11 protein-coding genes are annotated in these 12,295 nt (G+C 60.2%); 2 read left to right on the top strand and 9 right to left on the bottom strand.

The features are described from left to right. Positions 1-8: 8 nt before the first annotated feature. The 6 genes from atpD to EM858_RS09745 all read right to left on the bottom strand — a co-directional run bounded on the left by atpD (position 9) and on the right by EM858_RS09745 (position 7,436). A complete protein-coding gene (atpD, locus tag EM858_RS09770; RefSeq protein WP_127756564.1) occupies positions 9-1,463 on the bottom strand; it encodes a F0F1 ATP synthase subunit beta in 1,455 nt (484 codons plus the stop codon). Positions 1,464-1,486: 23 nt separating this feature from the next. After that, positions 1,487-2,365 carry a F0F1 ATP synthase subunit gamma gene (locus EM858_RS09765; RefSeq protein WP_080815685.1) on the bottom strand — a complete coding sequence of 293 codons (879 nt, stop codon included), beginning with the start codon at positions 2,363-2,365 and terminating at the stop codon, positions 1,487-1,489. Between the two features lie 31 nt (positions 2,366-2,396). Beyond that, positions 2,397-3,926, bottom strand: coding sequence for a F0F1 ATP synthase subunit alpha (gene atpA, locus EM858_RS09760; RefSeq protein ID WP_080815683.1), 1,530 nt, complete (start codon positions 3,924-3,926; stop codon positions 2,397-2,399). Beyond that, the gene (locus tag EM858_RS09755) at positions 3,926-4,492 is read right to left on the bottom strand and encodes a F0F1 ATP synthase subunit delta (protein ID WP_183232595.1); all 567 of its coding nucleotides are present in this window, start codon (positions 4,490-4,492) and stop codon (positions 3,926-3,928) included. Before EM858_RS09755 ends, atpA begins: the two co-directional genes overlap by 1 nt. Before the next feature lie 261 nt (positions 4,493-4,753). Then, the gene (locus tag EM858_RS09750) at positions 4,754-5,140 is read right to left on the bottom strand and encodes a phage infection protein (RefSeq protein ID WP_003523527.1); all 387 of its coding nucleotides are present in this window, start codon (positions 5,138-5,140) and stop codon (positions 4,754-4,756) included. A gap of 79 nt (positions 5,141-5,219) precedes the next feature. After that, a complete protein-coding gene (locus EM858_RS09745; protein WP_127756563.1) occupies positions 5,220-7,436 on the bottom strand; it encodes a primosomal protein N' in 2,217 nt (738 codons plus the stop codon). 121 nt (positions 7,437-7,557) lie between these two features. Between EM858_RS09745 and EM858_RS09740 the strand changes: the two genes are divergently transcribed. Then, the gene (locus tag EM858_RS09740; RefSeq protein ID WP_127756562.1) at positions 7,558-8,505 is read left to right on the top strand and encodes a tyrosine recombinase XerC; all 948 of its coding nucleotides are present in this window, start codon (positions 7,558-7,560) and stop codon (positions 8,503-8,505) included. Positions 8,506-8,585: 80 nt separating this feature from the next. Next, positions 8,586-9,683, top strand: coding sequence for a TraB/GumN family protein (locus EM858_RS09735; RefSeq protein ID WP_127756561.1), 1,098 nt, complete (start codon positions 8,586-8,588; stop codon positions 9,681-9,683). On the opposite strand, the gene EM858_RS09730 is transcribed toward EM858_RS09735, so the two are convergent. The 3 genes from EM858_RS09730 to lpdA all read right to left on the bottom strand — a co-directional run bounded on the left by EM858_RS09730 (position 9,667) and on the right by lpdA (position 12,269). Next, entirely contained in the window at positions 9,667-10,155 is a 489-nt protein-coding gene (locus tag EM858_RS09730) for a DUF2867 domain-containing protein (protein WP_127756560.1), read from the bottom strand. The genes EM858_RS09735 and EM858_RS09730 overlap by 17 nt on opposite strands. Positions 10,156-10,234: 79 nt before the next feature. Beyond that, positions 10,235-10,735 carry a cytochrome b gene (locus tag EM858_RS09725; protein ID WP_078052379.1) on the bottom strand — a complete coding sequence of 167 codons (501 nt, stop codon included), beginning with the start codon at positions 10,733-10,735 and terminating at the stop codon, positions 10,235-10,237. A gap of 127 nt (positions 10,736-10,862) precedes the next feature. Next, the gene (lpdA, locus tag EM858_RS09720) at positions 10,863-12,269 is read right to left on the bottom strand and encodes a dihydrolipoyl dehydrogenase (protein ID WP_127756559.1); all 1,407 of its coding nucleotides are present in this window, start codon (positions 12,267-12,269) and stop codon (positions 10,863-10,865) included. Between the last annotated feature and the right edge of the window lie 26 nt (positions 12,270-12,295).

Raw genomic sequence — 12,295 nt, 5'->3', positions numbered from 1 at the left:
ATTCATTATCAGGCGGCTTCGCCAGCCAGCTTCTTTGCCTTTTCGATGGCTTCTTCCATCGAACCGACCATGTAGAAAGCAGCTTCCGGCAGATTGTCGTATTCGCCGTTGACCAGACCCTTGAAGCCCTTGATCGTGTCTTCGAGAGCGACGAGCTTGCCCGGCGAACCGGTGAAGACTTCAGCAACGAAGAACGGCTGCGACAGGAAACGCTCGATCTTACGGGCGCGGGCAACCGTCAGTTTGTCTTCTTCCGACAGTTCGTCCATGCCGAGGATGGCGATGATGTCCTGGAGAGCCTTGTAGCGCTGCAGGGTCGACTGAACCTTACGAGCAACTTCATAGTGCTCTTCGCCGACGATCATCGGGTCGAGCATACGCGAGGTGGAGTCGAGCGGGTCAACAGCCGGGTAAATACCCTTTTCAGCGATCGAACGCGACAGAACCGTCGTTGCGTCAAGATGCGCGAACGAGGTTGCGGGAGCCGGGTCGGTCAAGTCGTCGGCGGGAACGTAAATCGCCTGAACCGAGGTGATCGAACCCTTGGTCGTGGTGGTGATGCGTTCCTGCATCTGGCCCATGTCGGTTGCGAGCGTCGGCTGGTAGCCCACGGCCGAAGGAATACGGCCGAGCAGAGCCGACACTTCCGAACCAGCCTGCGTGAAACGGAAGATGTTGTCCACGAAGAACAGAACGTCCTGGCCTTCGTCACGGAAGTTTTCAGCGATCGTCAGACCGGTCAGAGCAACGCGGGCGCGGGCGCCCGGCGGTTCGTTCATCTGGCCGTAAACGAGCGCAGCCTTGGAGCCTTCGCCGCCGCCGAGCTTGTTGACGTTCGACTCGATCATTTCGTGATAGAGGTCGTTACCTTCACGGGTACGCTCACCAACACCGGCGAATACCGAGTAACCGCCGTGCGCCTTGGCGACGTTGTTGATGAGTTCCATGATGAGAACGGTCTTGCCAACGCCGGCGCCGCCGAACAGGCCGATCTTACCACCCTTGGCGTAAGGAGCGAGAAGGTCAACGACCTTGATGCCGGTGACGAGGATCTGTGCTTCCGTCGACTGCTCGACGTAAGACGGCGCGTCCTGGTGGATGGCGCGCTTCTTGGCCGTGGTGATCGGACCGGCTTCGTCAACCGGCTCACCGATGACGTTCATGATACGGCCGAGCGTTTCCGGACCGACCGGAACTTCGATCGGCGCACCCGTGTTGACGACGCCCTGACCGCGAACCAGACCTTCAGTCGAGTCCATGGCGATCGTGCGAACGACGTTTTCGCCGAGATGCTGCGCGACTTCCAGAACGAGGCGGTTGCCGTTGTTCTCGGTTTCGAGCGCGTTCAGGATCGGAGGCAGTTCGCCTTCGAACGCCACGTCGACAACAGCGCCGATAACCTGGGTAACCTTGCCCGCGCCGTTCACCGCTGCGGTTTTCTTGGGGGTAGCTGCCTTAGCCATTATCCTTACCCTCTTTCCTTACCTCAGAGCGCTTCCGCGCCCGAAATGATTTCAATGAGTTCCTTGGTGATCTGAGCCTGACGCTGACGGTTGTAGGACAGCGTCAGCTTGTTGATCATCTCACCGGCATTGCGCGTTGCATTGTCCATCGCGCTCATCTTGGCGCCCATTTCACCGGCAACGTTTTCGAGCAGAGCCCGGAAAACCTGAACCGAAATGTTGCGCGGAATAAGGTCTTCCAGAATAGAAGCCGCATCCGGCTCATATTCGTAGACGGCGTTCTGCGTCGCGGCATCCTCTTCCACAACTGGCGTTGCGGCTGGAATGAGCTGCAGGCCGGTCGGGATCTGGCTGATGACGGACTTGAATTCCGAATAGATCAGCGTGCAGACATCGAACTCACCCGCGTTGAAGAGCGAGATCACCTTCTTGGCGATCTGGTCGGCATTTTCAAAACCGACCTTCTTCACGTCGCGCAGTTCGACGCGCTCGATGATGTTGGCTGCGAATTCGCGGCGAAGGCTATCATAACCCTTCTTGCCAACCGTGATGATCTTGACCGTCTTGCCTTCCGAAATCAGCTTGCGGGCGTGATCGCGGGCAAAACGGGAAATCTGCGAGTTGAAACCGCCGCAAAGGCCACGTTCAGCCGTGCAGACGACGAGCAGATGCACGTCGTCCTTGCCGGTGCCGGTCATCAGCGCCGGAGCAACGTCTGCCTCGACCGCCTTGGCGATGTTGGCAAGAACGGCGCTCATGCGCTGAGAATAAGGCCGGGCGGCCTCCGCAGCTTCCTGGGCGCGCCGAAGCTTCGCCGCGGCGACCATTTTCATCGCCTTGGTAATCTTCTGCGTCGCCTTTACGGAGGCAATGCGGTTTTTCAGATCCTTTAGTGAAGGCATCCGTTATCCGTCCGAGTAAAAGAGCCCTGATTTAAGAGAAAGACTTGGCGAAGCTATCAAGAGCGCCCTTGAGCTTGCCCTTGGTATCGTCGCTGATAGCCTTTTCCGTGCGGATGGTGTCGAGGATCGCCTTGCCTTCCGAGCGGAGGTAGGAGAGGAAACCCTGCTCGAACTTGCCGACCTGCGCGACCGGAACCTTGTCGAGGTAGCCGTTGACACCAGCGAAGATCACCGCGACCTGTTCTTCCGTCTTGAGCGGAGAGAACTGCGGCTGCTTCAGAAGCTCGGTCAGGCGGGCACCGCGGTTAAGCAGGCGCTGCGTGGAAGCATCAAGGTCCGAACCGAACTGGGCAAAAGCGGCCATTTCACGATACTGGGCGAGTTCACCCTTGATCGAACCGGCAACCTGCTTCATCGCCTTGATCTGGGCGGCGGAACCAACGCGCGAAACCGACAGACCCACGTTAACAGCCGGGCGGATACCCTGGTAGAACAGGTCGGTTTCAAGGAAGATCTGGCCGTCGGTGATCGAGATCACGTTGGTCGGAATGAAGGCCGAAACGTCGTTACCCTGGGTTTCGATGACCGGCAGAGCCGTCAGCGAGCCTGCGCCCATTTCGTCGGAGAGCTTTGCAGCGCGCTCGAGAAGACGGGAGTGAAGGTAGAAAACGTCGCCCGGATAAGCTTCGCGGCCCGGAGGACGACGCAGCAGAAGCGACATCTGACGATAGGCAACGGCCTGCTTGGAAAGGTCGTCGTAGCCGATGAGAGCGTGCTTGCCGTTGTCACGGAAGTATTCGCCCATGGCGCAACCGGCAAACGGAGCAAGGTACTGCATCGGAGCCGGATCGGAAGCGGTCGCAGCAACGATGATCGAGTACTGCAGCGCGCCGCGCTCTTCCAGAACTTTCACGAACTGGGCAACGGTCGAACGCTTCTGACCGATAGCGACGTAGACGCAATAAAGCTTGTCGCCGTCGGGACCATTGTCGTGAATGGCCTTCTGGTTCAGGATCGTGTCGAGAATGATCGCGGTCTTGCCGGTCTGACGGTCGCCGATGACGAGCTCGCGCTGACCACGGCCAACCGGGATGAGAGCGTCGATAGCCTTGAGGCCGGTCGACATCGGCTCATGAACCGACTTGCGCGGAATGATGCCGGGAGCCTTGACGTCAACGCGCGAACGCTTGGCGGCATTGATCGGGCCCTTGCCGTCGATCGGATTGCCAAGCGCGTCAACGACGCGGCCGAGCAGTTCCGGACCAACGGGAACGTCAACGATAGCGCCAGTCCGCTTTACGGTGTCGCCTTCCTTGATGTCACGGTCCGAACCGAAGATAACCACACCGACGTTGTCGGCTTCAAGGTTGAGCGCCATGCCGCGGATGCCGCCCGGAAACTCGACCATTTCACCGGCCTGAACATTGTCGAGGCCGTAAACGCGGGCAATACCGTCACCGACGGAAAGCACCTGACCGACTTCCGAGACTTCCGCCTCGTTGCCGAAATTTTTGATTTGATCTTTCAGAATTGCGGAAATTTCCGCGGCGCGGATATCCATCAGCCAACCTCTTTCAGTGCAAGCTTAAGGGTGGAAAGTTTGGTGCGAAGAGACGTATCGATCTGGCGAGAGCCGACCTTGACGATCAGGCCTCCGAGGATCGACGGATCGACGGTAACGGAAACCGCCACATCCTTGCCGGTAACGCTCTTCAGCGCCGCCTTCAGTTCAGTTTCCTGCGCCTCGTCGAGCGCATGTGCCGAGGTAACCTCGGCGGTGATTTCGCCGCGGTGGGCAGCGGCAATGGTGCGGTAGGCGCGGATCATGCCGGGAACGGCAAAGAGACGGCGGTTATTCGCAACAACCTTGAGGAAATTGAGCGCGAGACCGGCAATGCCGGCCTTTTCGCAGATCGCGGTGATTGCCTTGAACTGATCCTCGGCGGAAAACACCGGGCTCGCAACCAGACGCTTCAAATCGTCGCTTTCGTCGAGAAGTGCGCCGAACTTGTCCAGTTCGGCCTGAACCGCTTCGACCGTACCCGCTTCCAAAGCAAGCTCGAAAAGCGACGACGCATACCTTTCCGCTACACCGGATGTTCCATGGGAGGTGTCTGCCACGGGCACTTTTTCCCTGCTAATCGTCCAAGACCATGAGCGATGGGGCTCCACCGCATCAAATTCTTGAAATCGTTTCAATTTCCCCGAAAAAGACCGGAATTCCCCCCTGCCTTTTCCCAATTTCGCGGTCCGTCTAGCATAGGACGCCGGGACTCGCAACACGCGTAATAGCGGAAAGCGCCGTTTGGGCAAGGGGGAATGCGTTTAAATTTTCCGATTTCGCCCAGGATGCGGCATCTGTGCGTCACAAAAGGCAAAAAGCCCGCCTCAGACCAGCCCGAACACGTAGCTCAACGACAGTGCAGCGAGCAGGAAGTGTACAACCAGAAGTAAGAAATTCCGCATGGTTGCGCCTCCATCGGAGAGTATGGAGAGAATACCGCCGAACACGCTGAGGCCGAAAGCCGCACCGAAGGCGAGATAGACCATGGGCTGCGCGAGAAGCAGGGCGGCGGCGCCGAGACCGAGATAGAACCCGGCAAGCGACGAACGCACGAGTGCATAACCATCCCTGCGCTCACCCGCCGGCTGCAGACCGAAGGCACGCAGCGTAATACCCGGCGCAAACATGAAAAAAAGGCCCATCACGGCCGAAACCACCGCCGCTCCGAAGGCGAGCTGCTCGCCGAACTCGGCGGGAAAATAAAACTCCATCTCGTTCCCCAAATCATTTTGACTGCCTGCTGCGTTATGACACGGTCATGACAGCGGGAAAACGCCCCGGCGGCAAAGTTCAAAGGAAACTTTGCGGGTCGATATCGAGCTGCACATGCACGCTGCCGCGCTCTTTCGGGCCATTGGCCAGAAGCGTGCGGAGAAAAGACTGCATGTCGGAATTTCGCCGCCCGTGTACGAGGAGGCGGAAACGGTGGCGGCCGCGGATGAGCGCGAGCGGGGCTTCCGCCGGCCCGAGCAGCATGATGCCGGTAACCTGTGGGGCTGCGGCCCTCAAGCCCCGGGCATGGGTTTCCGCTTCCCCGCGCGTATCGGCGGAAACGATGATCGAGGCAAGCCGTCCGAAGGGCGGCAGAACGGCTTTTTCGCGCTCCACGATTTCCCTTTCGTAGAAGGCCGATGCATCGCCCGAAACGATGGCCTGCATGACGGGGTGCTGCGGCTGATAGGTCTGCAACAGGCCATGGCTCTTCAACCCCGTGCGCCCGGCGCGCCCCGTCACCTGCGAGAGCAGCTGAAACGTTCGCTCCGCCGCGCGCGGATCGCCATTGGCAAGGCCGAGATCGGCATCGACGATGCCCACCAGCGTCATCAGCGGAAAATTATGTCCCTTGGCGACGAGCTGCGTGCCGATGACGATATCCGCCTCACCCTTGACGATCGCCTCCAGCTCCAGCCGCAGGCGCTTGACGCCCATGAGATCGGAGGAGAGGACGATGGTGCGGGCTTCCGGGAAATGTTTCTCCACCTCTTCGGCGATGCGCTCCACACCCGGCCCGCAGGCCACCAGATGATCGAAGGTGCCGCATTCCGGGCAATGGTCAGGCGTCGGCTCGTTGTGGCCGCACTGGTGGCACTGCAATTGATTGCGGAACCGGTGCTCCACCAGCCAGCTGGAACATTGCGGGCACTGGAAACGGTGGCCGCAGACCCGGCAGAGCGTCAGCGGCGCATAACCGCGACGATTGAGGAAAAGAAGCGCCTGCTCGCCCTTCTCGATGGTCTTGCCGATGCCGCGCAGCAGAACCGGGGAAAGAAACCCTCCCCGTTCCGGCGGATGACGGCGCATATCGACAAGATGCAGGTCCGGCATCGCCGCATCGCCGAAACGCGTGTGCAGATGAATGGTGTTGTAACGCCCCGAACTGCCATTGACCTGGCTTTCCACGGAGGGTGTGGCAGACACCAGCACGACAGGAAATTCTGCTATCCGCGCCCTGACGACGGCCATGTCGCGGGCATTATAAAAGACGCGGTCTTCCTGCTTGTAGGCGGGGTCGTGCTCTTCATCGACGATGATCAGACCGAGATTATCGAAGGGCAGGAAAAGTGCCGAGCGCGCGCCGGCCACCACCTTCACCTCACCCGTCACCGCCTGCCGCCAGACCTTTTCCCGCATGCGCGGTGACAGGTCCGAATGCCATTCCGCCGGTTTCGCACCGAAACGATCCTGAAAACGTTCAAGGAAGGCCGCGGTCAGTGCAATTTCTGGCAGCAGGATGAGAACCTGCCTGCCCTGACGGAGCGTCTCCGCCACCGCCTCGAAATAGACCTCGGTTTTGCCAGAACCTGTGACGCCGTCGATCAGCGAAACATGAAAGCCACCCTTGCGCACATCCTCGAGTATCTCCGAAGCGGCCTGTTTCTGCGGGCCTTCCAGACGCGGCTCGACATAGTCAGGATCGGGTTCGGCCACGACAGGCGGCGCCGGCAGAAACACCGTCTCGAACACGCCCTGCTTGACAAGCCCATCGATCACGCTGGTTGAAACGCCGGCGGCATGGGCAAGCCCGCTCTTTGTCCAGCCATGCCCCTCTGCCGCCAGTTCCATCACCCGCTCGCGGGCGGGGGTAAGGCGCTCCGGCCGGCCTTCGGTCAGCCGCAGCCCCTCGATCATCGGCTCGGGATCGAAGGCGGCAGGTGCTCTGAGCGCCATGCGGGCCACGAGGCCGGGCGGAGACAGCGTATAGGCGGCGACCCAGTCGACGAAGCGGCGCATTTCCGCCTTCAGCGGCGGGCACTCGAAACTTTTGGTGATGGGCCGCAGCTTCTTCGGATCGACGCTCTTTTCTCCGGCATCGTCCCACACCACGCCAAAGACCTGCCGGGGCCCAAGCGGCACCTGCACGACGGAACCCGTCTCCACCACCATATCCTCGGGCACCGAATAGCTGTAGGGCCCGGGCGCCGGCATGGGCACGAGAACGGGCACCGTGCGCGTGGGCGACGGCGGGTCGAACAGAGCCCCAAACAGATCGGACGAATCTTTTGCCATGATGTGGCGACCATGCCTCGACGACAGGAAAAAGGAAACCGCCCGGATGTAGTGGGCGTGCCTTGCAAAGTCCACCTCTTAACCAAATGCTGACCATAAGCGCATAGTTTCGACGCATGGAATGGAGCGCCCCGTGACCGAAATCCTGACATTCGCCCAAGCCGATCTTCTTGACGAGCGCCAATCCTGGCTCGCCGCCCTCGCCGGCGAACGCCGGCTTTCGGACAATACTGTCGAGGCTTATGAGCGCGATACCCGGCAGTTTCTGACATTCCTGACCGGTTACATCGGCAAACCGGCCTCCATCACCGATATTGCCGATCTGCGTCCGGTCGATCTTCGCGCCTTTCTGGCCAATCGGCGCAAGGAAGGTGCCGGCCCGCGGTCGCTCGGGCGACATCTGGCCGGCCTGCGCTCCCTGCTGCACCACCTGCAGAAAAAGGGTCTCGTTAACGCAGCCGGCGCCACCGCCATGCGCGCGCCCAAACAGCCGAAATCGCTACCGAAACCGCTGACCGACCGGCAGGCGCTGAAAATTACCACGAGCGAAGCGCAACTGAACGACGAACCATGGATCGCCGCGCGCAATGCCGCAGTCCTTTCGCTGCTTTATGGCTGCGGCCTTCGCATTTCCGAGGCGCTCGGTCTTACCCCCGCCGATTTTCCACCCGGCGCCCGCAGCCTGCGCATTACCGGTAAAGGCAACAAGACGCGGATTGTGCCCCTGCTGGCGGTGGTGACGGAAGCCGTCGATACCTACAGGAAGCTTTGCCCCTATGCCCTGTCGGCGGATGAGCCCATGTTCCTCGGCGCTCGCGGCGGCAAGCTGCAGCCCGCCATCATCCAGAGGGAAATGCAGAAACTGCGCGGCGCTTTCGGCCTGCCGGAAAACGCCACGCCGCATGCGCTGCGCCACTCCTTCGCCACGCACCTTCTGGCCGGCGGCGGCGACCTGCGCACCATTCAGGAACTGCTTGGCCATGCCAGCCTCTCCACCACACAGGTCTATACCGGGGTCGACACCGCGAGACTGCTGGAAATCTACGACAACGCCCATCCGCGCGCATGAAGGAGGAAATGGTTAACCATAATCATTAACCAGACATCCAAGCCGCCGTTCTATAAGCGAACGACAACCGGATTGGACCGATGCACAGCCTGATAAAACCGCAAAACCTCACCGCCACCCTGATGGGCAAGACCGGCGACGCCCTGCTGTGGCTGCTTGCCGCCCTGCATGTCACCGCCGTCGCAATCCTGCTCATGACCTTGCTTTCGCTGGGGCAAGCGGAAGCCGCGCAGCAGCAGATCACCTGCACCGGCAGCGACATTCTCGTGGAAATGCGCAAGACCGATCCGCAGACCTTCGCAAAGATCGAGCAGGAAGCGGCGGCGATCCCGAACGGCAAGGGCAATTTCTGGCGCATCGAAAAGGCCGGAACGCCCACATCCTATCTTCTCGGCACCATGCATGTCACCGATCCGCGTGTTCTGGAAATGCCTGCCGCCGCCAGCCCCGCCTTTGAAAAAGCCGCGACGGTAATCGTGGAATCGGACGAAATCGTCGACGACAAGAAGGTCGCGGCCTCGCTGCTGAGCAAGCCCGAACTCACCATGTTTCTGGATGGCAAATCGATCACCGACGTCCTGTCGCCGGAAAATGTCGCGCGTCTGGAAAAGGGTCTCAAGGAACGCGGCATTCCGCTGAACGCCGTTTCGCGCATGAAGCCGTGGATGCTTTCGAGCTTCGTCGCCCTTCCCGCCTGTGAATTCGCCCGCAAGGCCACCGGCCTCTCCTTTCTCGACAAGAAGCTGGCCGAAGATGCCATCGCGGACGGAAAACACCTTGTCGGGCTGGAGACCATGGTGGAGCAGCTGACGGCCATGTCCGAGCTGCCGATGGAATTTCATCTTCAGGCGCTGATCGAAACGCTCGAACTGGGCGACCGCATGGATGACATCATGACAACCATGACCGATCTCTATGTCGCCGGCGATATTGGCATGACCATGCCCATGCTGAAAAGCCTGGACACCAAGAAGGCGGCGGCTGAAAACGAACAGGGCTATGCCGCCTTCGAGCAGCGCATCATCACCGACCGCAACCATGTCATGGCGGAACGGGCGGCCCCCGAGCTTGCCAGGGGCAATGTTTTCATGGCCGTCGGCGCACTGCATCTGCCGGGCGAGGAAGGCCTTGTCGAACTGCTGCGCGCGGAAGGCTTTACCCTCACGCGGGTCGATTGACCCGCTCACTCCCGATGCTGACTGGACGGACATTGGCGCAGAACGGCCGCATCGTCGCCGGCACGATCCGACGGTGAAACGGTCCGACGACAAAAAGATAGAGCCGCCCAAACAGGTTCTTGCGCCTGACGATGGTGGTGATACTCACCATCTGGCGGCTCCCCTTCTCTTCGAGATCGACGACGATCCGGAAATCGAGATGGCGGTCATCGAAACCCAGCACAGTCCGCTGGGGCGTGGAGGACAGGACTGGAAAACCGCCCGCCGACGTCCCAGCTACCATTTCGACCGTTCTTAAACCGAAAAGCGCCACCACGCGGTTTCGAAGCGCCATGAGGCTGCGGATCCATGCCGGAGGATGATCGAGAAGGAGCCTGCTGACATCGAGTGAGGACGGCTCCGGCGTCACCATCTCTCCCTGATAGCGATCCCGCCAGTCGGCGCCCGGCAATATGTCTTCGATATCCTGCATTCCCGAACCCCGGCCGCACCATGCGGCAAGGGTAACCTTCCTCTTTTTCCGAGGAACCGGAAACGCGACAAACCGCCGCTTAGCCGTGCGTCATGCGCTTCAGGACATTGGTGCGCCAGTAGAACTGGTGAACCAGAACAGCGACGACGTGGCCGGCGATCAACACCCACATCAGCGCCTTGAAGGGACCGGAATGCAGCTGCCCGGCCGGCTGAGCGCCGAAGTAATAAGCGGCAATACCGGACAGGGGCAGGACGAGGAACAGGGCATAAAAGGTGAAATGCGCCACCTTCGCCGCAATCTGAAACGGCCTCGGTTCTTCGGCGGGATGCGGCGGCACGCCCTGGAAGAAGCGTAGACAGAGGCGCAGCACTGCAAGCAACAGAATGGTGAAGCCGACATAGGCGTGAATATTGGCCGAAGATACCTGTTCCGGCGTCAGTGTTTCGCCCCGCCGCATCAGTCGGTAGGCATGTTCCATCCCATCGGGAAACAACAGGTTGAAGAAGATCAGAAGCGCCATCGCCCAATGAATGATGCGCTGCGGAACGGTGAAGGAAACTTGACTTGGAAACGCCATTTTATTGCCTTTTATCAAAAGGTTAGACAGGCTGTGGCGCGAGTATGGAAAACCCCGGCCTGCATGGCAAGCCGGGGTTTGGCAGATGACTGAAATTTAATATTGGAGCAGCGGGCTCCAACACCGATTACATGTGGATCGGCTTGAAGAAGGTCGCGAGCGCCGCTTCCTTCACGGCTTCCGACATGGTGGGATGCGCATGGCACGTACGGCCGAGATCTTCCGAAGAGCCGCCGAATTCCATCAGCACGGTGATTTCGTGGATCATTTCGCCAGCGCCGAAGCCGACGATGTGGCCGCCGAGAACCCGGTCGGTTTCCTTGTCGGCAAGGATCTTCACGAAACCATCCGTCACCTGCATGGCGCGGGCGCGGCCATTGGCGGTGAAGGGGAACTTGCCGACCTTGTAGGCGACGCCAGCGGCCTTCAGTTCTTCCTCGGTCTTGCCGACGGAAGCGATTTCAGGCTGCGTATAGACCACGGCCGGAATGACGTCGTAATTTACGTGGCCGCGCTGGCCGGCGAGGATTTCCGCGAGAGCAACGCCCTCGTCTTCCGCCTTGTGCGCCAGCATCGGGCCCTTCACCACGTCGCCGATCGCATAGATGCCATCGACATTGGTCTTGTAGTGGCCGTCGATTTCAACGCGGCCGCGGCTGTCCAGTACGACACCGGCTTCCGCAAGGCCGAGACCTTCGGTGTAGGGCTTGCGGCCGGTGGAGATCAGCACGACGTTTGCTTCCAGCGTCTCGGCAGCGCCGCCCTTGACCGGCTCGAACACGACCTTTGCACCGGCGGCGGTCTTTTCAACAGCCGTCACCTTGGCGCCGAGCTTGAAATCGAGACCCTGTTTGGCCAGCAGACGCTGGGACTGCTTGGAAACTTCACCATCCATGCCGCCGAGAATATTGTCGAGATATTCGACGACGGTAACCTTGGCGCCGAGACGCGACCAGACCGAACCAAGCTCGAGGCCGATGACACCGCCGCCGACGACGATCAGCTTTTCCGGAACCTTGGAAAGAGCGATCGCGCCGGTGGAGGAAACGATGACGGTTTCATCGATATCGACCTGAACGCCCGGAATGCCGGCAACATCAGAACCGGTGGCGATGATGATGTTTTTCGCTTCGATTTCTTGGCTCTCACCCTTGTCGTTGGTGACGGAAACCTTGCCGGCGGAAACAACCTTGCCCGTGCCCTGGAAGGCATCGATCTTGTTCTTCTTGAACAGGAAGGCGACGCCATCGACATTGGCCTTCACCACGCCGTCCTTATGGCCCATCATCTTTTCAAGGTTCAGCTTCGGCGCGGCGACTTCGATACCGAGCGAATCGACGCCATGGGCAACATGGGCAAAGGTTTCGGACGCGTGCAGCAGCGCCTTCGAAGGGATGCAGCCGACATTGAGGCAGGTGCCGCCATAGGTCGCGCGCTTTTCGATGACAGCGACCTTGAGGCCCAGCTGTGCCGCCTTGACCGCGCAAACATAACCGCCGGGGCCCGTGCCGATTACAACTACATCATATGCCATGTTCGTTTTCCTGATTGATGTCGGGC

It is taken from the genome of Agrobacterium sp. CNPSo 2736 (assembly GCF_004005385.1).
GTDB classification, from domain to species: domain Bacteria; phylum Pseudomonadota; class Alphaproteobacteria; order Rhizobiales; family Rhizobiaceae; genus Agrobacterium; species Agrobacterium leguminum.
The sequence above is the reverse complement of the archived record's forward strand: the minus strand, read 5'-3'. Positions and strand labels throughout refer to the sequence as shown.

Coding starts and splice junctions, on each gene's coding strand:
- EM858_RS09750 (WP_003523527.1), bottom strand. CDS start 5,140: ATGGAGTTTTATTTTCCCGCCGAGTTCGGCGAGCAGCTCGCCTTCGGA.
- EM858_RS09735 (WP_127756561.1), top strand. CDS start 8,586: ATGCACAGCCTGATAAAACCGCAAAACCTCACCGCCACCCTGATGGGC.
- EM858_RS09740 (WP_127756562.1), top strand. CDS start 7,558: ATGGAGCGCCCCGTGACCGAAATCCTGACATTCGCCCAAGCCGATCTT.
- EM858_RS09730 (WP_127756560.1), bottom strand. CDS start 10,155: ATGCAGGATATCGAAGACATATTGCCGGGCGCCGACTGGCGGGATCGC.
- lpdA (WP_127756559.1), bottom strand. CDS start 12,269: ATGGCATATGATGTAGTTGTAATCGGCACGGGCCCCGGCGGTTATGTT.
- atpA (WP_080815683.1), bottom strand. CDS start 3,926: ATGGATATCCGCGCCGCGGAAATTTCCGCAATTCTGAAAGATCAAATC.
- EM858_RS09725 (WP_078052379.1), bottom strand. CDS start 10,735: ATGGCGTTTCCAAGTCAAGTTTCCTTCACCGTTCCGCAGCGCATCATT.
- EM858_RS09765 (WP_080815685.1), bottom strand. CDS start 2,365: ATGCCTTCACTAAAGGATCTGAAAAACCGCATTGCCTCCGTAAAGGCG.
- atpD (WP_127756564.1), bottom strand. CDS start 1,463: ATGGCTAAGGCAGCTACCCCCAAGAAAACCGCAGCGGTGAACGGCGCG.
- EM858_RS09745 (WP_127756563.1), bottom strand. CDS start 7,436: ATGGCAAAAGATTCGTCCGATCTGTTTGGGGCTCTGTTCGACCCGCCG.